This is a genomic window from Pseudooceanicola pacificus (genome assembly GCF_009789075.1).
Taxonomy (GTDB): domain Bacteria; phylum Pseudomonadota; class Alphaproteobacteria; order Rhodobacterales; family Rhodobacteraceae; genus Pseudooceanicola; species Pseudooceanicola pacificus.
Map to the genome: position 1 here is coordinate 29,154 of NZ_WNXQ01000010.1, position 24,193 is coordinate 53,346.

A 24,193-nucleotide genomic window follows, 5' to 3' on the forward strand; every position below is an offset into this window, starting at 1 on the left:
CTCAGGCCTCCTCGCCCGGCAGGGGGTCGATGCGCGACGGGTCGATATCCATCGCGTGTTCGCTGTAACTGCTCTCGCTCCGCCGCGCGATGCGCGAGAAGCTGTGCAGCGACAGCATCACGGCGCCGACCACGGCCAGGAACACGCCCAGGTCAAAGCCCATGGCGGTCGCCAGCTCGAATTTCTCCATCGGCGGGATGCGGAAATAGCCGAAGGCGGATGTCAGGAACGGCTGCCCGGCGTACCAGGCGCCGATGCCGGTCAGCCCGGCCACCAGCACGCCCGCGCCGATGATCCCGTGATAGGGATAGCGCTGGCGCGCATCGGCCCAGGAAAAGCCGCTGGCCATGTACTGCACCACCACGGCGATGGCGACAACGAGGCCGGAGATGAACCCTCCCCCCGGTTCGTTGTGCCCGCGCAGGAAGATGTAGACCCCCACCATCAGGAAGACCGGCAGCATCACGCGGGTCATCACCACCATCATCAGCGGGTGCGCGTCACCGGCCTGCGGCTGGTCGGGCTTGCGGTTCAGCAGGCGCGCGCGCACCGGGCCGGACAGCAGCGCCTCGGTCAGGGCATAGATGATCAGCGCGGCGATCCCCAGAACGATGATCTCGCCGAAGGTGTCGAAGCCGCGGAAGTCGACCAGGATCACGTTCACCACATTGGTGCCGCCGCCGCCCTTGTAGGAATTGGCCAGGTGATAGTCGGAAATCGAGGGCACCGCGAAATCGCGCATCAGGATGCCGTAGATCAGCGCCGCGACCGCCAGACCGGCGCCTGCGGCAATGGCCCCGTCGCGCAGCCGCCGCGCCAGGCTGCTTTCCACCGGGGTGGTGTTGGGCAGGAAGTTCAGCGCCAGCAGCATCAGGATGATGGTCACCACCTCGACCGAGATCTGGGTCAGCGCCAGGTCGGGCGCGGAGAGGTAGTTGAACCCGATCGAGACCATCAGCCCGATGACCCCCATCAGCACCAGCGCCACCAGCCGGTAGCGGTGCACGAAGACCAGGAACCCGGTCGCCACCGTCAGCAGCAGCCATCCGGCCACGGTCATCGGCGACATCTCGATCATCTCGCGCGTCATGGCGGGGGTGGTGCCGGTGAACCAGGCATGGACGCCGACCGCCACCACCGTGACGGCAAAGATCGCGGCGTAGCGGGTGAGAGAGCCGTTGTGCAGCCCCTCGGTCACCGCGCGCGCCAGACGGACCGCCGCCGCGATCACCGCGTCAAAGATCACCTTGGCCTCGGGCCGGGGCGCGGCGTCCCAGGCACGGGCGAGGGGGGCATAGGCGATCAGCAGCAGCGCGCCGCCCAGAACCGCGACGATCGACATCTTCAGCGCCGGGGTCACCCCGTGCCAGATCGACAGATGGCCATAGGGCAGTTCGGCCGTTCCGCCCAGCACGGCGGCGGTGACGACATGGACAAAGGGTTCGGCGATGAAGGGCGCGACGCCCACGGCCACCACGATGCAGGCCAGCAGCGCGGGCGGGCCCCACATGCCGAAGCCGGGGTCATGCGGGTGGCTGGGATAATCGTCGCGCACCGGGCCAAGGAAGGTATGGACGATGAAACGGAAGGAATAGGCCGCCGAGAACAGCGCGCCAACCGTCGCCAGCACCGGCACCAGCCAGGGCAGATCGAAGAGCGTCGTATGGGCCGCCTGCTCCAGCATCATCTCTTTCGACAGGAAGCCGTTGAGCAGCGGGATACCCGCCATCGACAGGGCCGTCACCGTCGCGATGACAAAGGTCACCGGCATCAGCTTGCGCAGCCCGCCCAGGCTGGGGATGTTGCGGGTATGGGCCTCGTGGTCGACGATCCCGGCGGTCATGAAGAGCGCGGCCTTGAACGTCGCGTGGTTCATGATGTGAAAGACCGCCGCCATCGCGCCATAGGCCGATCCGGTGCCAAGCAGCATGGTGATCAGGCCCAGGTGGCTGACCGTGGAAAAGGCCAGCAGCGCCTTGAGGTCGTTCTTGAACAGCCCGATCACCGCGCCCAGCACCATGGTGACCAGCCCGGCGGTGGTGACGATGGCGAACCAGGCATCCGTGCCCGACAGCACCGGCCAGAGCCGCGCCATCAGGAAGATGCCCGCCTTAACCATCGTTGCCGAATGCAGATAGGCCGAAACCGGCGTCGGGGCCGCCATCGCGTGCGGCAGCCAGAAATGGAACGGAAACTGCGCCGATTTGGTGAAACAGCCCAGCAGGATCAGGATCAGCGCCGGTAGATAGAGCGGCGAGGCCTGGATCGCCTCGCGGCTTTCAAGGATCACCGACAGGTCGTAGCTGCCGGCGATCTGACCCAGCAGCAGCATGCCCCCGATCATCGCCAGCCCGCCCATGCCGGTGACGGTCAGCGCCATCCGCGCACCCTGCCGCCCCTCGGGCAGGTGTTTCCAATAGCCGATCAGCAGGAAGGACGAGAGCGAGGTGAGCTCCCAGAAGATCAGCAGCATCAGGATGTTGTCGCAGAGCACGATCCCCACCATCGCGCCCTGAAAGAGCAGCAGATAGGTGAAGAATTCGCCCATGTTGTCCTCGCGCGAAAGGTAGAAGCGCGCGTAGGTGATGATCAGCAGTCCGATGCCCAGGATCATCAGGCCAAACAGCAGCCCTAGCCCGTCGAGCATGAAATTCGCGTTCAGCCCCAGCCCAGGCAGCCAGTCCAGCCGCGCGGTGATCACCTCTCCGGCCATCACGGCCGGCACGTGGGTCAACAGCCCGATCAGCGCGGCAAGGGTGACGAAGAAGGTCGCCATGGCGCAGCTCTGCCGCCCCGCATGGATCATGAGACCTGGCAACAGGGCGCCAAGGAACGGAAGGGCGACAATCAGGAAGAGGGACATGGTTCTCCTTTGGCCAGTGTCAGCGGGCTGTCCACGGGAAAGGCTGCTGATTTCCGCCCCGAGAACAACAGTAAATCGACATGACCCACGGAGAAGTCACAAGACTTCGCCCCCGTGCCGGCGGCCGGACGGGTCCGAGTGAACATAGGTCAGGGACGCATTTTCATCTACTGGCCCGGTCGTGATCTTGTGACGAATGCGGCGACGGGTCGCGGGCCGCGCCATGCGCCTCCGTTGCGTGCCCGTTCCCTGCGGTCACCCGGCGGCAGGGGCCCGGTCGGCGGCGTAGCGCAGGAAGGCATCGAAACTCTCGGGATTCGCCATCGAATCCCGGTTCACCACCTTGTCCGGATCGCCGCCCAGCAGCAGTTTCTTCACCGGCACCTCCAGCTTCTTGCCCGACAGGGTGCGCGGCACTTCGGCAATCGCCACGATGTCATCGGGCAGGAACCGGGCCGAGACGCTTTCGCGGATCGCCAGGCGGATACGCTCGCGCAGGGCGTCGTCCAGCGCGCCCGACCGGGGCACCACGAACAGCGCCATGAAACTGTCGCGGCCCAGGAACTCCAGGTCGACGACAAGGCTGTCGACCACCTCGTCCAGCCCCTCGACGGCGCGGTAGATCTCGGAACTGCCCAGGCGCAGCCCGCGCCGGTTGATGGTGGCGTCCGAGCGGCCGTAGATCACCGATCCGCCCTCGGGGGTGAACTCGATCCAGTCGCCGTGGCACCAGACGCCGGGGTAGGTCTCGAAATAGCTTTCGCGCAGGCGCGATCCGTCTTCGTCGCCCCAGAAATACAGCGGCATCGAGGGCAGCGGCGCGGTACAGACCAGTTCGCCGACCTGGCCGATCACCTCGGCCCCGGAGTCGTCAAAGGCGCGCACGGCATTGCCCAGGGCGCGGCACTGCATCTCTCCGGCGCGCACGGGCAGCATCGGGTTGCCCAGCACAAAGGCTCCCGCGATATCGGTGCCGCCGCTGATCGGGGCCAGCCAGACATCCGGTTTCACGGCGGAATAGACCCAGTCGTACCCCTCCTGGCTAAGCGGCGAGCCTGTCGAGCCCAGCGACTCCAGCGCCGAGAGGTCCAGCGCCTCCCCCGGCCTGACACCCTGTTTCTGACAGGCCATCAGAAAGGCGGCCCCGGCCCCGAAATAGGTCAGCCGCTCCTCGGCCACCATGCGCCAGACGGCCAGCATGTCGGGGTGATGCGGGGCGCCGTCAAAGATCGCGACAGTGGCCCCCAGCGACAGGGCGGTCAGCTGGATGTTCCACATGATCCAGCCGGACGAGGTCAGCCAGCAGAACCTGTCGCCCAGGTCGATGTCCTGATGCAGGGATTGCTTGGCCCCCTCCAGCATCACGCCGCCGTGGCCGTGCACGATGGGCTTGGGGTTCCCGGTGGTGCCCGAGGAATAGACGATCCAGATCGGGTGCGAGAACGGCACCTGCACCACCTCGGGCGGGCAGGGATCGCGCATCAGCTCTTGCCAGTCGGTCCAGCCCCCGGGCACCGGGCCCATCGCGCCGACCATCACCCGGTGCGCCAGCCCGGGCAGCGCGTCGGCGATGCCGGTGCAGAGCTCGGCCCGGTCCATCCGCCGGTCGCCGTGCATATAGGCATCCTGCACGATCAGCACCTTGGGCCGGATCTGGTGGAACCGGTCCACGATGGCGGTGCGCCCCATGTCGGGCGCGCAGATCGAGAAGACCGCCCCGAGCGAAGCCGTGGCGAGAAAGGTCACGATCGCCTCGGGCGTGTTGGGCAGGATCGCCGCCACCCGGTCGCCCGGGCGCACGCCCATCTGGCGCAGGTTGCGCTGCAGGGCGCCAACCCGGCCGCAGAGCGTCGCCCAGTCGATGCTCTGCCGTTCGAAGGTCTGCGAATGCAGCACCAGCGCCTCCTGCCCCGGCCGTTCGGCCCCGTGGCGCAGGATATGGCCGGCCATGTTGGTCGTCGCGCCGGGGCACCATTCGGCGCCGGGCATGCTGCGCGCGCCGATCACCTCGGTCAGGTTCGCGACGGGCAGATCGAAGAAGTCGATGATCGAGCGCCAGAACCCGTCAAGATCGGTGACCGACCAGTCCCACAGCTCCTGATAGCTGCCAAAGGTCAGCCCGCGCCGGTCCTCAAGAGTGCGGATATAGCGCGCCAGGGTCGAGGCGGCCGCCCGTTCGGGCGTGGGCGTCCACAGGATTCGACGGTCCGCCGGCTGGTCGGTCATTGGCTCTCTCCCCTTGCGGCGCGCCTCTCCCCGTGGCGCGGTCCGCGGCCACGATCAGCGCGCCCGGGGCGGGTGTCAATATCAGCCCTGCCGTTGCATCCAGTCCCAGGTGTCGGCGATGCCCTGCCGGATCGAGCACTGCGCCCGCCAGCCGAAATCGGCCTCGGCCCGGGTGCAGTCGAGGATCGAGCGCGGCACATCCACCGGGCGCGCGGCCTTGTGCGTCACGTCCAGCTTGCGGCCGGTGACGGCGGCGATATGGGCCACGATCTCGTTCACCGACACGCCCTTGCCGCTGCCGCCGTTATAGGCGCCGGTCTGCTCCGACGTTCCGGCGCGCACGCAGAGGTCGGCCAGGTCGGTCACCGCCAGGTAGTCGCGCACCACGGTGCCGTCGCCCCAGATTTCGATGCTTTCGTCCTGGAACGCCTTGCGCAGGAAGGTGCCCACGATGCCCTGCACCCCCACATGCCCCTGGCGCGGGCCATAGGGGTTCGAGGCGCGGATCACCACCGGCGACAGCCCGCGCGTGCGGCGGTACATCTCAAGGTAGCTTTCGATCGCCGCCTTGACGATGCCGTAGGAGCCGATGGGGCGCAGAGGATGATCCTCGGGCGTGGGCGTGACCTGCGGGATGCCGTAGATCGCCCCGCCCGACGACATGAAGAGCAGCCGCCGCACGTTCAGCCCCAGCATCGTGTCCATCAGCCTGAGCGTGCCGACGAGGTTCTCGGTCACGTCTGTCGGCGGGTCCAGATCGGCGGTGCCGGGAAAGGTCGTGCTGACCAGGTGGAACACCGCATCTGTGCCCGAGATCGCCTCGGCCAGGGTCATCCGGTCCGAGAAATCGCCAAAGATGTATTCGACCCCCTTGATCGGTGCGCGGAAGCGTTCCGGCTGGCGGTCATAGACCCGCACCGAATGGCCCGCGCCCATCAGGGCATCCACCACATGCGAACCGATGAAGCCGCAGCCGCCGATCACCAGAACCTTCACGCCGTCTGCTCCGGGCCTGTTCCCGCGCCGGTCATCGGGTCACCCCGGGCACGTTGGTTACCGCCGTGCTCAGGCCCTTCATGCCCGGAACCACGCCGAACAGGCGCTCGATGGCATGCAGCACGGTGCCGTCGATGGGGATCGGCTCGCTTGGATAATCGGACCAGTCGAGGTTCAGATCGACAAAGGGTTTCAGCACCGCGCTGCGCGCCCAGAGCATCGAACCGATGGGAAAGTTGAACTGATCGGGCAGCGCGGGCAGGTCCATCATGCGCGCGATGCGCTCGGCCTGCGGGCGGTTCTGGTTCCAGCTGATGATATGCGGATCGTCCGGGTAGACCAGTCCGATGCCCGGGTCCTCGGCCATGCGCGACAGGATCCGGTCCAGCATCGCGCCGCCCTTGTCCCCGCCCAGCAGGTTCTCGAACAGGAAGTTCGACCAGCTGTCGACAAATTTCCGCTCGGTTACATGCGGGCTCTTCTTGGTGTGCAGATGGCCGATGACGTCGTAGTCCGCCACCAGCTGCGCACCGAACAAGGTCAGCATCGGCGCCAGGTCGCGGCCCCGGTTGGGCACGGACTGCACCTGTACCACCTTGCCGGAATAGGCGGCACTTGCCGCTCGCACCGCGTCCAGCTGCGAGGCCGGCGCGCTGAGCAGCAGGTCGGGACGGCTGGCGTTGCCCTCCAGCCGGTCGATCATCTTGGCCAGCAGGTCGGGATAGAAGGCATGGATATGCAGCCCGACCTTCAGCTCGGCGGGCGGCCTGGGCGCCGCGCCGGGCGCGCCCTCGATCACCTGGCTGGCCCAGGGGCCCGCGGGGCGGCCCGCTTCCAGGTAGCGGACAAAGGGATCGGGGCCGTCGGCGAATGTCTCATGCGCGGCATAGAGGATCGGGTGGAACCCCGGGGCGGGTTTGCGCGGATAGCCCCCGGCGCGGTTCGACTTGACGTAGTCCGCGATGGCGTCCCGGTCCGACGGCACACGCCGGTCCGCGGGCACGTTGAAATCCTTGCGGAACGCGCCCGAGGCCAAGAGATAGTCGATATCCTTGGCGACTTGCTTTTCGGTGTCGACAGAGCTGCGGGCGATGGCCACCAGTTTGCGGACGTAGCCGGGGAAATCGAAACGCTCCAGCGCGGCAGCCTTGCCCCTGGCCGAAACCTCGGCATGCAGTTCCGCATCCTCGGCCAGGGCACGGACCCGGGCCGCCATCGACGCGGGGTTCATGTAGTCGGCCACGCAGGCCTCGCCCAGCCCGGCGCCGGCCAGGAAATCGGCAATGCCGGTCGTGCGGTCGATACAGACAACCGGCGTGCCGACACAGAGCGCGTCGATGGTCACGTTTGGCAGCGGATCGAGGCGCGAGCTCAGCAGGAACAGGTCGGCCAGCTCATAGGCCAGTTCGATCTCGCTGGTGGCGCGGATGACCTTCATCTGGCTGCCCAGGCCGCTGCGGCGGATCTGGTCGGCGATATGCACCGAATGCTGCGTGTCGTTTTCGGGATCGTAGCCGTTGCCGATCCAGACGAAGCGGTACTTGCCCCCGCCCGGGGCATTGATCACCTGGTTGGCCGTCTCGACAAAGAGATCCAGCCCCTTGCGCCATTCCAGCGCCCCGCCCCCGATCACGAGGAAGGAATCGTCGTCCTTGCCGCCCGGGCGCAGCAGGCCGCGCAGCCAGTCGCGTTCGGTCTCGGACGCGCCGGGGTTCTTCATCGAGCCGGGGATCATGCACTTGCCCTGCGGCAGGATATGCACGGATTGCGTCCGCTCCATCGCATGCTGTTCCAGCGCGTTCTCCAGCGTGATCCGGGTCGAAAAGACAACCTGATCGGCGGTGGCGAACACCTCGGGGAAGGCGGTGACCGGGCGGATATTGGCGGCGAATTCGTGCAGCAGGCTAACCGTCGGCACGCCCCGGCCCTTGAAGGGCGGCAGGCAGCGCCGGGATTCGACCGAATTCGCGATGACAAAGGCCGGTTTGTGGAAATCGCAGATCCGGTTCACCGCTTCGCCGATCTGGGCATCGGTCATGAAGCGGCGGTCGATCTCGTAGGTCGCGATGCTGTGCGCCTCGAACTCGTCGTGCAGCTCGCCCGGCCCCATCAGCAGGCAGACGACGTTGAAGTCCTTTTCCAGCTCGCGGGCCAGATTAAAGGCCAGCACCGGGGCGCCGGTCCGGGTCGCGTCATGGCTGACGACCACCACGGTTTCGCGCGCCGGATCGCCGGTGACCGTGGGCCGGATCGCAGGCCCTTCGACGGCAGAACCGGCATGGGCCAGAGCGGGCGCGTCGGCCCGGGCGTATTCGGTGACCGAGCGCATCGGGTTGCGCTTGGAGGCGCTGCGGGCGAACCGCGCGGCGGTGCGCGAGGGAATTGGCGGGCTGAATTTCGCCAGTTTGCGCAGCATCTTGAACTTCAGGTAATCGCCAAGCGTCTTGAACGCCTTGCGCCGGGCATGTGCCAGCTCGGCCGCCAGCACGGCGATCTGCCGTTCGGTTTCCACCGACGCCCGGGCGTTCGCCTCGGCCGCGACCGCGCGCGCCTCGGCCCCTGCAAGCGCCTGTTTCTGTTCGGCGATCTGCGCCTCAAGCCGGGCGACCTCTTCGCTGTGCGCGGCGATCCGGGCGCGCAGCTGGCCGGGCTCGATCCGGTTGCCGCCGTTCAGTCCGGTCAGCTCCTGTGCGCCTTGCAGGATGGCCTGCAGCCGTTCCCCGACATCGGTGGTCTCGTCGCCGGTAAAGAGGTTGTGAATCGCGCCGATCCCGCCCTCGATATTGGCGACGTGCTGGCGCAGGTCCGCCACCAGCACCTTGGTGTCTTTCACACTGTCCTGCGCGGTGTTGCGGTCCCCCAGCAGCTTGCCCGTCTGGCGGAAGATCCAGCGCAGGTCGCGCACCGCCTCGGGATCCCTGGCCATGTCGAAGAAGGGCGCCATCTCCGCGGGGATGGTCTTGCCATGGGCGATCACGCCCAGCCCATGGCCATGCAGGAAGTTGAACGAGGGATAGCGCCCCGCAAGCTCTTCCCACAGCTTCCACACGCCGAACCCGCGTTCGCGCACGGTGGTGTCGTGAAACAGCACGATGGCCCGGTCCGAAAGCTTGCGCTCCCAGGTCTCGAAATCCTCTTTCACGTCCTCGTAGTAATGCCGCCCGTCGATATGCAGCAGGTCGACCGACCTGTCGGGCACATGGTCCAGCGCCTCGTCGAACCGCATCCGCATCAGGGACGAGAATTCGCTGTAATGCGCCTCGTTATGGGCCTTTACCTGCTGGTAGACCTCGTCGGAATAGAACCCCGCGTGTTCGTCCCCCGCCCAGGTGTCGACGGCGTAGCAGCGGGTGCCCAGATCGCGCGCCGCCACCGTCTGGCAAAAGGCAAAATAGGACATGCCGTAATGCGAGCCCAGTTCGACAAAGACCCGGGGCCTGGCACGCCGGATCAGCCACATGGCAAAGGGGACATGCTCGACCCACGACGACATCGCATTGTAGAGGGGAGGCGTCAGGAAGTCATAGTCGATATTACGGTCGGCCAAGATATGCTCCGGCAATTCGTGTCTTGGAAATGGCTTCTAACCGGCTAACTCGCACATTGCCACGGTGCAACATGCGAAACCGAGACTCCATTGCAAACCGCCGCAAGGACAGGAAAATCGCGCCCCGGGTGCCACAATCGCACGGATCCGGCGGCCAAAACGTACCGATTGGACATCGCCCCTGCGCGATCCGCCGCCACTGCGCCGCGCCTATCCAGGCCACGGGATCGGGCGGCACGGCACCCACGGATATGGAATACCAAAAAAGATGTGTTGAGCATGTAATCCGGGCGGGATAAGACGAGATAAAACAGGCGCCCTGCCGCCGTCCGGACCCGATGATCGCACCGCCAGGATGCGAAGGTATCCCGTGCGCGGCCCGCCAGCAACATGAGGCCGGTCCGAAAGGCACCCGGCGCAAAGGTTCCGGCATATGCCCGCAAGTCTAGGTTTCAACCGCATTTTCCAGGTCCTCGGGCAGCGGAACTACGGCCTGTTCACGCTTGGCAACTCGATGTCGCTGATCGGCACCTGGATGCAGCGGATCGCCAGCGGCTGGCTGGCCTGGACCCTGACCGAAAGCGCGGGCTGGGTCGGCGCCATCGCCTTTGCGGACCTGTTTCCCTGCATGCTGATCGGCCCCTTCGCCGGGGCCGCCGCCGACCGCTGGGAACGCATGCGGGTGATGAAGCTGGGCCAGCTTCTGGGCTTTGCCCAGGCGCTGGTTCTGGGCATCCTCTACATGTCGGGGCATCTGACGATCTGGCCCCTGTTCCTGCTGACCCTGTTCAACGGATTCGTCACCGGGGGGTTGCAGCCGTTCCGCCTGTCGATCACGCCCCGGCTGGTGACGCAGGAATGGCTGACGGCGGCGATCGCGATCAACTCGGTCACCTTCAACCTCGCGCGGTTTGTCGGGCCGGCCCTGGCGGGCGTGCTGATCGCGCTTGGCGGCATGGGGCTGGCCTTTGTCATCAACGCGCTCAGCTTCATCATCTTCTTCATGTTCCTGAACGTCGTCCGGCTTTACGGCACGCGCACGCCGCCCTCGGGCAAGAGCTTCATGACCGACATGGTCGAGGGGCTGAAACATGCCGCCACCCTGCCGGGGGTGAACGCGATCATCCTGCAGCTGATCGTCTCGGGCATTTTCGTGCGGCCGGTGCTGGAACTGCTGCCGGGCTGGGCGGCGCGGGCGTTCAACGGCGCCTCGGGCGATTTCGCGGCGCTGACCTCGGCCTTCGGGGTCGGGGCGATTGTCGGCGGGCTGTGGCTGGCCGCGCGCAAGGACGCGCACGGGCTGGCCCGGATCGTGGTCTGGTCGAACATCGCCATGTGTCTGGTGCTGCTGCTCTTTGCCGCCTCAACCGCGCTGTGGATGGCGCTGCCGCTGGCCATGCTGACGGGTGCCACGATGGTATCGGCCGCCGTGTCGGGGCAGACGCTGACCCAGATCATCGTGCCCGACCACCTGCGGGGGCGGGTGCTGTCGGTGCTGGGGCTGGTGATGCGCGGCTCTCCGGCCATCGGGGCGCTGCTGATCGGCGTCGCATCCGATCACTACGGCATGCGGATCCCGCTGATCGCGGGTGTCACCGTTCTGCTGTGCCTGATGCTTTACTACCTGCTGGAATTCGCACGCTTCCGCAGCATCCTGGAAGACACGCTCTAGCCCCGGGGCAGCGAGGCCCCGGCGCAGGGCCGGGGCACCGCCGTCACGCGGTCATGCCGCCATCCACCGGCAGCGCCGCGCCGGTGATGTAGCTGGCGGCGTCGGACAGCAGGAACAGGGCCGTCGCGGCGATCTCGTCCGCCTCGCAGTTGCGGCCCAGCGGGGTCTGCTTGCCGCGGGCGGCGACCATCTCGTCCGGATCCATGTTCGGCGGCGGCGCATCGGGCCGGGCGAGGAAGGTGCGCAGCATCGGCGTGTCGACGCCACCGGGGCAAATCACGTTGCAGCGGATGTTGTCGGGCGCCAGCCGCTTGGCCAGCGAGCGGGTCCAGCCGACCACACCGAATTTCATCATCGAATAGACCGGGCTGCGCGGCGAGCCCGCCAGCCCCGCCGTCGACGCGGTGTAGAGCAGCCCGCCCTTGCCGCGCTTGCGCATCTCGGGGATGGCGGCGGCGGTGGTGTGCACGATGGTCCGCAGGTTCAGGTCGATTGCCAGGTCCAGCAGCGCCGGGTCCATATCCTCGACCGCAGCCGGGCCGGGGTGGCCGGCATGGCCCCAGAAGAAGTCGAGCCCGCCATAGGCCTCGACCGTGCGGGCCACGATGTCGCGGGAAAAGCTGTCGTCGGTCAGATCGCCCACCAGCGGCAGCGCAGTGCCCCCCGCCGCCTCCACCGCCTTGACGGTTGCCGCCACCGCCTCTGCGTCGATGTCGACCACCGCGACGGCGGCCCCCTCGGCGGCAAAGCGCAGCACCCCCGCGCGGCCCATCCCCGAGGCCCCGGCCGTGACGATGCCGATCCTGTCCCTGAGTTGCATGTGGTCTCCTCCCTTCCCCATGACGGGCGGAGCCTATGCGGGCGCTTACCGATCGGTCAATGGAACGACGGCCGGTTCAGCACCGGTCGCACGGATGCAGCGGCGTGCCGCCCGGCGGGATCATCCACGTCTCTGCGATCTGACCCGGCAGGGCGGCCTATCCGTTGCGGCTCCGGCGCCGAATTGTATGCTGGAGTCATGAATTCCTGGCGGAGCGCGTTCCGCCGCACCGAAGGGGCAGAGCATGACAGACCATATCACGCAGGCCGCAGGATGAAGGCCGCGATCCTGGAACAGCACGGCCAGCCGCTGGTCATCGCCGACGTCGCACTGGGCAACATGGGCGCGCATGAGGTGCGGGTGCGCACCGCTGCCGTGGGCCTGTGCCATTCCGACCTGCATTTCATCGACGGCACCGTCAGCCAGCCGATGCCCGTTGTGCTGGGGCATGAGGTCTCGGGCGTGGTCGAGGCCGTGGGCCCCGAGGTGCGCCGCCTGAAGCCCGGCGATCACGTGGTCGGCTGCCTCTCGGTCTTCTGCGGAACCTGCGAACACTGCATCTCGGGCCAGATGGTGCTCTGCGCCAACCCCGATGTGAAACATGCGCCGGGCGTCGCGCGACGGCTGACCCGGCAGGGCGCGCATGTGGGCCAGGCCTTCAACCTCGGCGCCTTTGCCGAAGAGTTGCTGGTGCATGAAAACGCCCTGGTGAAAATCCGCGAGGACATGCCGCTGGACCGCGCCGCCCTGATCGGTTGCGGCGTGCTGACCGGCACCGGCTCGGTCTTTCGCACCGCTCAGGTGCCGCCCGGGGCCACGGTGGCCGTGATCGGCTGCGGCGGCGTCGGCCTGTCGGCGGTGATGGGCGCGCAGCTGGCCGGGGCGCTGCGGATCATCGCCATCGACAGGCTGCCCTCCAAGCTGGACATGGCGCGCGAATTCGGCGCGACCGACACGGTGAATCCCGGTGACGGCGACCCGGTGCAGCAGGTGATGGAGCTCACCGGCGGCGGGGTCGACTACGCCTTCGAATGCATCGGGCTGAAACCGACGGCCGAACAGGCGTTCAACATGCTGGGCGCGGGCGGGACGGCGACGCTGATGGGCGTGATGCCCGCGGACATGATCCTGGAAATCCCGGGCCGCAGCTTTCTGCGGCAGAAAAGGATCATCGGCTCGCTCATGGGATCGAACCAGTTCCCGACCGACATTCCCCGGCTGGTGGATTTCTACATGCAGGGCCGCCTGCCGCTGGATCGACTGATCTCGCGCCGGCTGAAGCTGGAGGAGATCAACGACGGTTTCCGCGCCCTTCAGGCCGGCGAGGTGGCACGGAGCGTGATCACCTTCGAATGACGGATGCCGCCAAGCCACAGGACGAACCCCTGCCCCGCGCCGGGGTTCTGACCGCCCTCAAGCACCGCAACTACCGCCTGTTCTGGATCGGGAACATGATCTCGCTCACCGGGGACTGGATGGACCAGGTGGCGCTGAACTGGCTGGTGATCACGGTGACCGGAAACCCGGTGATGCTGGGCCTCGTGAACCTGGGCCGGGGGATCCCGATCATGGTGTTTTCCATGTTCGGCGGGGTGATGGCCGACCGCTACGACCGGCGCATGTACCTGATGACCACCCAGACCGCGACGATGCTGGTGTCCGTCCTGCTGGCCGCCGTCGTCTGGTCCGGCGAGGTGAACATCTGGGTCATCGCTGCGCTGGCGACCTGCCGGGGCGTCGTCGTCGCCTTCAACCTGCCCGCCCGGCACACGCTGATCTTCGAGCTTGTCCCGCGCGCCGATGTGGCCAGCGCGGTGGCGCTGAATTCGGTCACCATCCAGATGGCCAAGGTGATGGGCCCGCTGGTGGCCGCCGGGCTGATCGCCTTTTTCTCGATTGCCGCCTGTTTCGTGGTGAACGCGGTCAGCTTCACCTTCGTGCTGGTGTCGCTGCTGATGATCCGCATCCCGCCCAAGCCGGTGCGCGAGGCGCGGCGCGAAAAGGTGCTGACCAGCATGCGGCAGGGGTTTGCCTATCTGGGCCGCGAACCGACCCTGCTGCTGCTGGTGCTCGTGGGGCTGGTGCCCGTCTTCTTCTGCCAGCCCTACCTGTCGATCCAGGCGGTCTTTGCCAAGGATGTCTTTGACGCCGGATCGACCGGGCTGGGCATCCTGACCTCGACAGCCGCGCTCGGCTCGCTCTGCGGCGGGCTGCTGGCCGCGCGGCTGCAGCGCGATGCCAGGCGCGGGTCGATCATGCTGTCCTTCATGGGGATGTTCGGCCTGTCGCTGATCGCCTATGCCGCGATGCCGTCGCTTTATGCGGCCTTGCCCTGCCTCTTCATCGCCGGGGCGATGCACATCGCCTACAACTCGACCAACAGCACGATCCTGCAGCTGGTGGTGGATGACGATTACCGCGGGCGGGTGCTGTCGACCCTGATCATGACCCGGGGGCTGGTGTCGCTGGGCACGGCGGCGATGGCGGGGCTGGCGGCGCTGATCGGGGCCCGCTGGGCGATGTCGGGCATGGCGTCGGTGGTTGTCGTCTTTGCCGTGGCCTTGTGGATCTTTGCCCCCCGCCTGCGCGACCTGAAGGTCTGAGGGCAGCCGGAACCGGGCATCGCCCCGCGCCCGAAAATGGAATACCATAAAGAGGGGGCGCCCGCGCGGCGCCCGGTCAGGGAGGAAGACAGATGGAAATTCCCGCAATGCTGGAAACCGGGCGCGCCGGGGCGGCCCCCGTGGCGGATGCGCCCTGCGGCGCGATCTCGGGGCTGAGGGTCGAGGGTGTGCAGCAGTACCTCGGCATCCCCTACGGCACCGCCCGACGGTTCGAGACGGCAGAGCCCTGCCCGCCCTTCACCGCCCCCTACCGGGCCGAGGCGCGCGGCCCCCGCTGCCCGCAGATCCGCCGCATGGCGCAGGGCGACTGGCTGAACTTCCTCAACGATCCGACGCCGACGGGCGAGGACTGCCTGGTGCTGAACGTCTTTGCCCCCGACATCCCGGCCACGGGCAAGCGCCCGGTGATGGTCTGGCTGCACGGCGGCGGCTATATCTCGGGCTCGGGCGGCTCGCCGGGGGCGGACGGGTCGCATCTGGCGGCGCGGGGCGACGTCGTGGTTGTCAGCCTGAACCACCGGCTGAACGCCTTTGGCTTCACCTACCTGCCCGAAATCGTCCCGGGCCATACCGGCGTGAACACGGGCATGACCGATATCGTGCTGGCGCTGAAATGGGTGCGCGACAACGTCGCGGCCTTTGGCGGCGATCCCGGGAATGTCACCATCTTCGGCCAGTCGGGCGGCGGGTCCAAGGTGGCGATCCTGATGGCAATGCCCTCGGCCGAGGGGCTGTTTCATCGGGCCGTGGTGCAAAGCGCCTCCTCCCTGCTGCGCATGGCCACGCCCGAGCGCGCCACCCGCTGCGCCCGCCTGCTGCTGGAGGAACTGGGCATCGACGATCCCACGCCCGAGGCGCTGTCGGCCGCCGATCCGGAAACCGTGCTGCAGGCCCGCCTGCGCGCCGTGGCCCGCAATGACGGCATCGACGATTTCCGCCCCGTGGTCGATCCGGGCACCCTGCCCGCCAACCCGTTCGAACCCGCCTCGCTGGCCCGTTCGGCCCATATCCCGCTGATGATCGGCACCTGCGAGGACGAAATGTCGTTCTTCCTGGCCGCTGCGGGTGTGGATTTCGACAGGATCGACATGGACATGGCCCGCGCCAGGTTTGCCGGGTTCAGCCGCGCCTCGCCCGACCTGGCGGGCGCCGTGCTGGACAATATCCGCGCCGGGCACCCTGACGAGCTGCCCTCGCAGATCCTTGTCCGCGCCCTGTCGGAACAGATGTACCGCCGCAACGACCGCGAGGCGGCGGACCTGCGCACAGCCGCCGGCGGCGCGCCGGTGTGGACCTACCTCTTCCGCTGGAAGACCGCCGCGCTGGACGGGCATCTGAAGAGCCCGCACACCATGTGCATCCCCTTCATCTTCGGCTCGGTCGCGGCCGCGGCGCCGCTGCTTGGACGGCCCGAACAGGCGCGTGCCCTGGCCGACAGCGTGATGGACACATGGCTGGCCTTTGCCCGCACCGGCGACCCGAACCACGCCGGCCTGCCCGACTGGCCGGTGCACGAGACCACCACCCGCCCGACGATGATCTTTGACGACGAATGCCACGTTGCGATGGATCCGCTGCCCGAAACCCGCAAGGCGATCGCGGCCTGCCCGGCCTATTCCACCGATTCCGGCGCTGCAACCCTGGGCGCGGCAGTCTGAAACCCATCCGCCGCGCCGGGCCAGACCCGGCGCGGCAAAGCCGTCTCTACTCCTGCGCCTTGCGCTCTGGCAGCACCTCGTCCTGGTCGGCGCCAAGCGCGCGCGAGGGCCAGCGGATCGTCCGCTCCAGCCCCTCGTAGATGATCGGAGAGGTCGGCAGCACCAGCCTGCCGAACAGCGGGTGGTCGACCTCGACCAGCGCGCCGCGGGCATGCAGATGCTCGTCGCGCATCACCTCGGCGATCTCGCGCACAGGGGCGCAGGGCACACCGGCGGCGGCAAGGCCGCGAAACAGCTCTTCCTTGGGGCGGTCGCGGGTCCAGCTTTCGATCAGGGCGTCGACCTCGTCCATATGCACCACCCGGTCGTACATGGTGGCAAAGCGGGGATCGGTCGCGGCCCAGGCCTGTCCGAACCATGTCACCAGACGGTCCCACTGCTGGTTGTTGTTGGCCAGGATCGCCAGCCAGCCGTCCGACGCCGGATAGACATTGTAGGGGCAGATCGACAGGCCGCCATGCCGGTTGCCGGTGCGCTCGTCCGGCTTGCCGCCGCCCTCGCCCCCGGTCAGCCCGATGTTGGACGCCAGGGCGGGGTAGATCGCCTCGAACATCGACACTTCGACGGTGCGGGCGCGGCCGGTCCGCTCGCGTTCCAGCAGGGCGGTCATCACCCCGGCGTAGAGATGCGTTCCGGCGTTGAAATCGCAGATCGCCGGGCCGGCCTTGACCGGGGCCTGATCGGGAAAACCCGTCACGCTCATCACCCCCGACATCGCCTGTACCGCCAGATCCATCGCGGGATAGACACTGTATGGCCCGCTGGTGCCGTAGCCCGACGAGGCCGCATAGACCAGCCGGGGGTTCAGTTCGCGTAGATGCTCCACCGGAAAGCCGAGCCGGGCCATCACGCCCGGGCGGAAATTCTCGATCAGCACATCGGCGGTGCGGATCAGTTCCTCCAGCCCCGCCTTGCCCTCGGCGGTCTTGAGGTCGAGCATCACGAATTTCTTGCCCGAATTCAGCATCGCATGGGGGATATGCACCCCGCCCCCGTCGCGCTGGCGGCGGCGGGTGTGTTCGCCCCCGGGCGGTTCGACCTTGATCACATCGGCCCCGGCCTGGGCCATCAGAAAGGTGGCATAGGGGCCGTTATAGATCTGCGTCAGGTCGATGACGCGGATGCCGCTCAGCGGGCCTTCAGGCGCCCCCGGGGAAGACGGGGCGCCGTCGCGTCCGGGGCCGGTCTGGTCGAACAGGGTCACGATGCCTCCGCCATGTCTCTCAGCGCATTGCCCTGGAATACCGTTCCGCAGCACGGCGCGCCAGATCGCCGCCGCGCATCACACGGATGCAGAGGCGGGTCATCCCCCGGCGGGTCGCAGAAAAGATGCGCCGGACCGCAGGAAAACGAATTTGTGGCATCCGGTTGGCTGACCTAGCCTTGGCTCTGGATCGCGTCGGACCCGTGAGACGCGCCTTCGGGCGGGGTCTGACGCTCCGCCCGGACCCGGGCGGCCTGACGCCGGGGTCCTCTCCCTTGAGCCGCCCGCTCTTCAGTGGATGCGGTTCATTCCACCGGTCCCGTCCCTGAAACGGGGCCGGTGCGACCCCGCGGGCCCGGCGGTCACCGGTTCAGAAAGCCCGTGAGCAGCGGATTGACCCGGTCGGCGGCCTCGTAGATCAGCCAATGGCCGGTGTCCGGCAGGTAATGCACCTCGGCATCGGGCCTGAGCTCGCGCAGCAGCTTGCCGCGTTCGGTGGGCGGACGGGCCAGCATGAAGGCATCGCATTCCCCCCAGAAGGCCGCGACCTCTCCGCTGAAACCCGGCAGCACGTCCAGCAGGTTGACGCCCCGGTTCATGTCCCGCGCCCGCAGACGCGACAGCATGGTATTCTCGTGCTGGATGCGCAGGGCCAGGTCGTCGATCCGGTCCTGGTCCGCGATCATGATCGAATTCAGGTTGAACCTGTGGGTTTCGACCAGCTCCTCGCCCTGCAGCCCGCGCACCTTGCGCATCGGCGGCATGGCGGGCTTACCGAACCCCGCCGCCGCGCAGAGCGCCACCCGCCGCTGCCGCCCGGGATGCACGAACAGCAGCTGGCTGGTGATCGACCCGCCGTAAGAAAAGGCGGCGATGTCATAGGTCATGGGGCCGCCCATCACCTCGTCCAGCCCGGCGGCGACGTCCCGCCCCATTTCCTCGAAATTCACCGGCTCGGCCGGGTAGTCGGACAGGCCGAACCCGGGCAGGTCGGGCGCGATCACCCGGCGGGTCGCCGCGAAGGGTCCGATCTGGCGCACCCAGTGCTTCCACGAGCCGGACCCGCCATGCAGCAGCACCAGCGGCATGCCCTCGCCCCACATCCGCCACGAGATCCGGCGGCCGTCATGGCTGGTGAAGACATGTTCGCTGCAGCGGTCCAGATCGTCCAGGACCGGGTCGGGCATGGAGAGGCGGGCAGGTATGTTCATCGGGTCTCCTTTCGCTACGGTCACCTGGGTCAGGGCCGTTGATTTGGTATACCGTCCCGCGTTAGGCTGGGAAACACCGCGCCGCTATCAATAGGCGAAGCATTTTTCGTATGTGCCGCGCAGGCAGGCTCCGTCAGGGAGGAGACTATGCGTCAGTTGCCGCCACTGAACTCGATCAAGGGGTTCGAGGCCGTCGTCCGGCTGGGCAATTACAACAACGCCGCCGCCGAGCTGGGGGTCACCCACGGCGCCGTCAGCCGCCAGGTCCGCGTGCTGGAGGAATTCTTTGGCTGCAAGCTGTTCCAGACCAACGGGCGCCAACTGGTGCCCACGGAACTGGCCCGCTACTACGCCACCGAATGCAGCGGCGCGCTGGACCGGATCGCACAGGCCACCTCGCGCCTGCGGGAACCGGCGGCGGCGCGGCTGGTCAGGGTCAGCGGCACACCGTCGATGACGATGCACTGGCTGGTCCCCCGGCTGGGCGAGTTCCAGAAGCGCCACCCGGCGGTCGAGGTCAGCCTCGCCGCCTCGCGCGAGCCGATCGACCAGCTTGTCACCAGCAACGACATCATCCTGCGGCGCACCCCGCTGCAGCGGGACGGGTTCGAATGCCGCGCCCTGTTCCGCGACCGCCGGGTGCTGGTCTGCACGCCCGAACTGGTCGAACGCGCGGGGTTGAAGGACCCCTCCGACGTGCTGGACCAGACGCTGCTGATCGGCGACGGGCGGCGCCAGGCCGGCGTCTGGGACGACTGGATCCGCGCCCGGGGCCTCAACATGCCGAAATCGGCCAAGCGGATGAAATTCGACCATGTCTTCGTGCTGATCGAGGCGGTGCTCAAGGGCCTTGGCCTGGCCCTGCTGAGCCACGAGCTGATGGAACAGCACCTGCGCAGCGGCCGCCTGGTCGAGCCGTTCCCCGGGCTCGACCTGCCCTATCCGAACCTCTACGCGCTCTACCCCTCGGGCAACCGGGGGTCGGTCAGCGTGCGGGCCTTCCTGCGCTGGCTGATCCAGGAGGGCGAGAAGATCTCGGGGCCATTCGCGCAGGCCGATCCCTTCGACGCCGAATTCGACCGGAGAGAGCTGGCCCTGCGCTAGGGTCGGCCCGTCAGTGTCCCTTGAACCCGGGCCTGCGCCGTTCGTTCATCGCGGCCACGCCTTCCTTGAAGTCATGGGTCGGGCGCAGCAGGCTCTGCTCGAAGGCCTCGTTATAGGTCGCCTTGCGGAACGCCTCCAGCATCCCCTCGCGCAGGGTGCGGCGGGTGGCAACCAGCGACAGCGGGGCGGACACGGCGATTTCGTCCGCGACCTGCTGCGCCTTGGCGCGCACCTCGTCCTGCGGGACCAGCCAGTCGATGAGGCCCATCTGCAACGCATCCTCGCCCCCGACACGTTCGCCCGTCAGATGCATCCAGGTCGCCTTTTGCGGGCCGACCAGCCGTTCCAGCGTGTAGGTCGTGCCGAAACCGGGGTGATAGCCCTGCCGCGCGAAATTGGCCGAGAACCGCGCCTCGGGGCAGCCGACGCGGAAATCGGCGGTCAGCGCCAGCCCGATCCCGGCCCCGACAGCGGCCCCCTGCACGGCGGCAACCACCGGCTTGGCATTCGACATCAGGCGGTGCGCTTCCTGGTACAGATGGCGCGTCGCCTCCTGCGTGATCGAGTCGCCGTCGTCCTTCACCCGCTGGGCCAGGTTCGCCCCGGCCGAGAAATGCTTGCCGTCCGAACACAGCACGATGCAGCGGATCGCCATGTCGGCGTCCAGTTCGTCATAGGCATCCGCGATTTCGGCAATCAGCTGGATGTCGACGAAGTTGTTCGGGCCGCGCCGCAGCTCGACCGTGGCGACGCTGCCGTCGCGGGTAATCTCGATGTCGCTCATTCTGTCCTCCCAGGGGCGTCGTTCAGACCAGCCCCGGGATGCGATCCTGCAGGGCGTGGCGCGCGATGAGCATACGGTGAACCTCGCTCGGGCCCTCGTAAACCCGCATCAATCGCACATGGTTGGCCATCATCTGCAAGGGCAGCTCCTTGGTCATGCCCATTGCGCCAAAGGCCTGCATCGCCTTGTCGATGGTGTCCCAGGCCAGTTCGGTGCCTGCCAGCTTGATCATGGAACACTCCGTCCGGGCCTGCTGGCCGGCGTCGATCTTGGCGGCGGTGTTGTACATCATCAGCCGCAGCCCGTGCAGGCGCGTCTCGGCATCGGCGATCCACCACTGGATGGACTGGCGGTTGGACAGGTAATCGCCAAAGGTCTTACGCTGCTTGACCCATTCCTTCATCATGTCCAGCGCGCGCCGGGTCTTGCCCGCGCACCATGCGGCCATCTGCACCCGGCGCACCGACAGGCGCAGCTGCATCGGGCCATAGCCGTTGCCCAGCTCGCCCAGCAGGGCATCGGCGGGCAGGCGCAGGTCCTCGATGGCGATCTCGTAGGTGTAGCGCCCGCCCAGCATGGGGATCCGGCGCTGCACGTTGAACCCGGGCGTGTCCTTGTCCACCAGAAAGGCCGAGATGCCGCCCCGCGCGCCCTTCTCTGGGTCGGTCGAGGCCATGAGGATGGTGAAATCGGCATAGCCCGCCTTGCCGATCCAGATCTTGCGGCCGTTGATCACCCATTCGTTGCCGTCCATCACGGCGCGGGTCTTCATCGCCGCCGGATCGCCGCCGCCGCCGGGTTCCGAGATCGCCATCGCGCTGATCGCCTCGGACCGGGCATAGGGTTCCAGATACTTCACCTTCTGATCGGGCGAACAGGTCTGCATCAGCATCCGCAGGTTCGGACTGTCGGGCGGGAAGTAGTAGTCGACACAGGTTTGCGACATCTCTTCCCAGACGCCGATCATCGACACCGCGTCCAGGTCCGATCCGCCGTATTCCTCGGGCCCGTCCAGCGCATAGAGCCCCAGCTCGCGCGCCTTGGCATCCAGCGCGGCGCGTTCCTCGGGCGCGATGGCCATGCCGCCGCCCTCGGCCTCGCGCTTCAGGACAACGGGTTCCAGCGGCAGGACATTGTCGCGCATGAAGTTGCGGACCAGATCCTTGAGCATCTGCTGTTCTTCGGTCAGTGAAAAATCCATGGCCTTGTCCTAATCCCTGAAGATGACGACGGCGTCGGCGACGCTGATGCCCGACCCGTCGGAGTGCAGGATCACCGGGTTGAATTCCATCTCGGCGATGATGTCCCGCCCGGCCGCCGCCGCATGGCTGATGCGCGAGATCAGCGCTGCCGCCGGGGCCAGGTCGATCGGCGCGGCGCCCCGGAACCCGTCGAAGAGCGGCGCGGATTTCAGCCCGCGCAGCAGCGCCTCGGCCCGGGCGGGGCCGAAGGGGGCGGGGTAATGCACCACGTCGCCGAAAAGTTCGACCGACACGCCCCCCGCGCCCAGCATCACGATAGGACCAAAGGTCGCGTCATTGACCACGCCGACCACCAGCTCCACACCCCGGGGCGCCATCTTCTGCACCAGCACCCCGTCGACCCGCGCCGCGGGCGCATGCACCGCCGTGTTCGAGACGATGTTGCCAAAGGCTGCCCTGACCGCCGCGGCGTCGGGCAGGTTCACGCGAACGCCGCCGACCTCGGTCTTGTGCAGGATGTCGGGGGACTGGATCTTGAGCACAACCGGATAGCCCATGCCCTCGGCCGCCGCGATGGCCGCATCGGGCGTGTCGGCCAGAACGTCGCCCGCGCCACCCAGCCCATAGCCCGACAGCCAGCGCCGCGCTTCGTATTCGCTCAGCACCCGGGCGCCGGGGGGCCGGGTCAGCACCGGCCCGGGATCGCCCGCATCATCCGCCGGGGCGCGCAGGTGATCGGCGTAATCGGCCAGTTTCGACAGGCCCAGCCCGACATGGCGCGCGTCGGTCGACAGCACGCTGCCGCCCTGCGCCGCCGTGTGCTTGGCGTGTTTGGACGCCAGCGTATAGGTCCAGGCCAGCATCGGCAGGGCGCCCCGTTCCAGGATCGCCTTGATCCGCCCGGGTTCCAGCGAGACCGACTTTTCCCGCGCGGCCGAGACGATGGCGACCAGCATGTCGACCTCGCCGCTGGCCTCCATCATCTCGCAGATCTCGGCCGAGACGGGCCCCGTGCTCTGGCCCTGCGCCGTGGTGTCGACCGGGTTCAGCGCCGAGGCATGCGGCGGCACCAGCGTTTCGATCCGGGCCTGCAGCGCGGGCGACAGCTCGGGCACCGACAGGCCGAAATCGCTGAAGATATCCGCCGCCGCCGTGCCGCCCCCGCCCGAGGCGGTGACGATGCCAACGCGCCGCCCGCGCGGCAGCGGGCAGGTGGCGACGGCTGCGGCGATGGCCACCGCCTCGTCCATGTCGGTCGCTTCGAGGATGCCGTATTTGCGGAACACCGCGCGATAGGCGGAATGCGTGCCGGTCAGCGCGGCGGTGTGCGAAGCCGCCGCCCGCGCGCCCGCATCCGAGCGGCCCAGCTTGCACACGATCACCGGCTTGCCCGCCTCGGCCGCCGCCTTGGCGGCGCGGCAGAACCCGGCCCCGTCGCGGATCGTCTCGCAGAGCATCACGATGACCTGGGTGTCGGGGTCGCCGACCATCGCCCCCATGTAATCGGCGGCGGACAGGTCGGCCTCGTTCCCGGTCGACACCACATGGCTGAAGGTCAGCCCCAGGTTCCGCCCCCGGGTGAAGATGGCAAACCCCATGCCGCCGGATTGCGAGACGATGCCGATCCGCCGGTGCGGCGCCGCATGGGGCATGTCGTCATGGGGAAGTGTCTCTATCACGGGGGAAAACGTCGCGCAGACATTGCCGACACCGTTCCAGAACCCCTCGCTGTTCGGCCCCGCGATGCGGATGCCGGTGCGGCGCGCGGTGTCCAGGATACGGGCCTGCAACTCGGTTGCCGCGCCGCCCTCCTCGGCGAAACCGGACGAGATGATCATCACGGTCTTCGCCCCGGCGGCGGCGCAGTCCTCGACCGCGTCGGGCACGTATTTCGCCGGCACCGCCACCACCGCCAGGTCGATCGGGGCCTTCACATCGGTGATCCGGGCGTGGCAGGGATAGCCGCCGATCTCGGCCTCGCGGCTGCTGATCGGGTAGAGCTTGCCGGTATACCCGGTGGTGCGGGTGAAGGCGAACAGCCGCCCGCGCAGTTTTGTCAGATCCGAAGTCGCGCCGACAAAGGCCATCGACTCGGGCCAGAAAAACCGCTCTGTCAGCGGCGGTTGTTGTACGGTCATGATCTCCCCCCGGGCCTCCCTGCCACTGGGCATCGCTCCGATCCGGCCACACCTCCCCGCGCGCCAAATGGTATGCCATTTTGG

General features: G+C 67.7%; 15 protein-coding genes. 5 read left to right on the top strand and 10 right to left on the bottom strand.

From position 1 onward, the window contains the following. Position 1: 1 nt before the first annotated feature. The 4 genes from GLS40_RS15040 to GLS40_RS15055 all read right to left on the bottom strand — a co-directional run bounded on the left by GLS40_RS15040 (position 2) and on the right by GLS40_RS15055 (position 9,632). Positions 2-2,863, bottom strand: a complete 2,862-nt coding sequence (locus tag GLS40_RS15040) for a monovalent cation/H+ antiporter subunit A (RefSeq protein WP_160383568.1) — start codon at positions 2,861-2,863, stop codon at positions 2-4. A gap of 255 nt (positions 2,864-3,118) precedes the next feature. Further along, entirely contained in the window at positions 3,119-5,089 is a 1,971-nt protein-coding gene (locus GLS40_RS15045) for an acetoacetate--CoA ligase (RefSeq protein WP_160383569.1), read from the bottom strand. 81 nt (positions 5,090-5,170) lie between these two features. Further along, on the bottom strand, positions 5,171-6,085 hold the full coding sequence (locus tag GLS40_RS15050) for an NAD-dependent epimerase/dehydratase family protein (protein WP_160383570.1): 915 nt from the start codon (positions 6,083-6,085) through the stop codon (positions 5,171-5,173). A 31-nt stretch (positions 6,086-6,116) separates the two neighbouring features. Then, positions 6,117-9,632 (bottom strand): rhamnan synthesis F family protein, encoded by a 3,516-nt coding sequence (locus GLS40_RS15055; RefSeq protein ID WP_160383571.1) that lies wholly within the window; start codon positions 9,630-9,632, stop codon positions 6,117-6,119. 433 nt (positions 9,633-10,065) lie between these two features. Here GLS40_RS15055 and GLS40_RS15060 point away from each other — a divergent pair, with 433 nt between their 5' ends. After that, on the top strand, positions 10,066-11,304 hold the full coding sequence (locus GLS40_RS15060; protein ID WP_160383572.1) for an MFS transporter: 1,239 nt from the start codon (positions 10,066-10,068) through the stop codon (positions 11,302-11,304). Between the two features lie 43 nt (positions 11,305-11,347). Here the strand turns inward: GLS40_RS15060 and GLS40_RS15065 are convergent, their stop codons facing one another. Continuing rightward, positions 11,348-12,124 carry an SDR family NAD(P)-dependent oxidoreductase gene (locus tag GLS40_RS15065; protein WP_160383573.1) on the bottom strand — a complete coding sequence of 259 codons (777 nt, stop codon included), beginning with the start codon at positions 12,122-12,124 and terminating at the stop codon, positions 11,348-11,350. Positions 12,125-12,397: 273 nt separating this feature from the next. On the opposite strand from GLS40_RS15065, the gene GLS40_RS15070 reads away from it, so the two are divergent. From GLS40_RS15070 to GLS40_RS15080, 3 genes are all read left to right on the top strand, one after another. After that, a complete protein-coding gene (locus GLS40_RS15070; RefSeq protein ID WP_160383574.1) occupies positions 12,398-13,480 on the top strand; it encodes a Zn-dependent alcohol dehydrogenase in 1,083 nt (360 codons plus the stop codon). Next, a complete protein-coding gene (locus GLS40_RS15075; protein ID WP_160383575.1) occupies positions 13,477-14,727 on the top strand; it encodes an MFS transporter in 1,251 nt (416 codons plus the stop codon). The genes GLS40_RS15070 and GLS40_RS15075 overlap by 4 nt, the downstream gene beginning before the upstream one ends. Before the next feature lie 92 nt (positions 14,728-14,819). Beyond that, a complete protein-coding gene (locus tag GLS40_RS15080) occupies positions 14,820-16,406 on the top strand; it encodes a carboxylesterase/lipase family protein (protein WP_160383576.1) in 1,587 nt (528 codons plus the stop codon). Between the two features lie 46 nt (positions 16,407-16,452). Here GLS40_RS15080 and GLS40_RS15085 read toward each other — a convergent pair whose 3' ends face one another. Then, a complete protein-coding gene (locus GLS40_RS15085; RefSeq protein ID WP_328598914.1) occupies positions 16,453-17,670 on the bottom strand; it encodes a CaiB/BaiF CoA transferase family protein in 1,218 nt (405 codons plus the stop codon). 362 nt (positions 17,671-18,032) lie between these two features. After that, on the bottom strand, positions 18,033-18,881 hold the full coding sequence (locus GLS40_RS15090) for an alpha/beta fold hydrolase (RefSeq protein WP_160383577.1): 849 nt from the start codon (positions 18,879-18,881) through the stop codon (positions 18,033-18,035). Between the two features lie 147 nt (positions 18,882-19,028). Between GLS40_RS15090 and GLS40_RS15095 the strand changes: the two genes are divergently transcribed. Continuing rightward, complete coding sequence (locus GLS40_RS15095) at positions 19,029-19,985, top strand: LysR substrate-binding domain-containing protein (protein ID WP_160383578.1); 957 nt, start codon at positions 19,029-19,031, stop codon at positions 19,983-19,985. A 10-nt stretch (positions 19,986-19,995) separates the two neighbouring features. Here the strand turns inward: GLS40_RS15095 and GLS40_RS15100 are convergent, their stop codons facing one another. Genes GLS40_RS15100 through GLS40_RS15110 form a run of 3 tightly spaced genes read right to left on the bottom strand, consistent with a single transcriptional unit; the run spans position 19,996 to position 24,109 of the window. Continuing rightward, positions 19,996-20,769: an enoyl-CoA hydratase/isomerase family protein gene (locus tag GLS40_RS15100; protein WP_160383579.1), complete on the bottom strand. Its 774-nt coding sequence runs from the start codon at positions 20,767-20,769 to the stop codon at positions 19,996-19,998. Between the two features lie 22 nt (positions 20,770-20,791). Beyond that, the gene (locus GLS40_RS15105) at positions 20,792-21,970 is read right to left on the bottom strand and encodes an acyl-CoA dehydrogenase family protein (RefSeq protein ID WP_160383580.1); all 1,179 of its coding nucleotides are present in this window, start codon (positions 21,968-21,970) and stop codon (positions 20,792-20,794) included. 9 nt (positions 21,971-21,979) lie between these two features. Further along, positions 21,980-24,109, bottom strand: a complete 2,130-nt coding sequence (locus GLS40_RS15110) for an acetate--CoA ligase family protein (protein WP_160383581.1) — start codon at positions 24,107-24,109, stop codon at positions 21,980-21,982. Positions 24,110-24,193: the final 84 nt, after the last annotated feature.

Coding starts and splice junctions, on each gene's coding strand:
- GLS40_RS15040 (WP_160383568.1), bottom strand. CDS start 2,863: ATGTCCCTCTTCCTGATTGTCGCCCTTCCGTTCCTTGGCGCCCTGTTG.
- GLS40_RS15045 (WP_160383569.1), bottom strand. CDS start 5,089: ATGACCGACCAGCCGGCGGACCGTCGAATCCTGTGGACGCCCACGCCC.
- GLS40_RS15060 (WP_160383572.1), top strand. CDS start 10,066: ATGCCCGCAAGTCTAGGTTTCAACCGCATTTTCCAGGTCCTCGGGCAG.
- GLS40_RS15065 (WP_160383573.1), bottom strand. CDS start 12,124: ATGCAACTCAGGGACAGGATCGGCATCGTCACGGCCGGGGCCTCGGGG.
- GLS40_RS15070 (WP_160383574.1), top strand. CDS start 12,398: ATGAAGGCCGCGATCCTGGAACAGCACGGCCAGCCGCTGGTCATCGCC.
- GLS40_RS15075 (WP_160383575.1), top strand. CDS start 13,477: ATGACGGATGCCGCCAAGCCACAGGACGAACCCCTGCCCCGCGCCGGG.
- GLS40_RS15080 (WP_160383576.1), top strand. CDS start 14,820: ATGGAAATTCCCGCAATGCTGGAAACCGGGCGCGCCGGGGCGGCCCCC.
- GLS40_RS15090 (WP_160383577.1), bottom strand. CDS start 18,881: ATGAACATACCTGCCCGCCTCTCCATGCCCGACCCGGTCCTGGACGAT.
- GLS40_RS15095 (WP_160383578.1), top strand. CDS start 19,029: ATGCGTCAGTTGCCGCCACTGAACTCGATCAAGGGGTTCGAGGCCGTC.
- GLS40_RS15100 (WP_160383579.1), bottom strand. CDS start 20,769: ATGAGCGACATCGAGATTACCCGCGACGGCAGCGTCGCCACGGTCGAG.
- GLS40_RS15105 (WP_160383580.1), bottom strand. CDS start 21,970: ATGGATTTTTCACTGACCGAAGAACAGCAGATGCTCAAGGATCTGGTC.
- GLS40_RS15110 (WP_160383581.1), bottom strand. CDS start 24,109: ATGACCGTACAACAACCGCCGCTGACAGAGCGGTTTTTCTGGCCCGAG.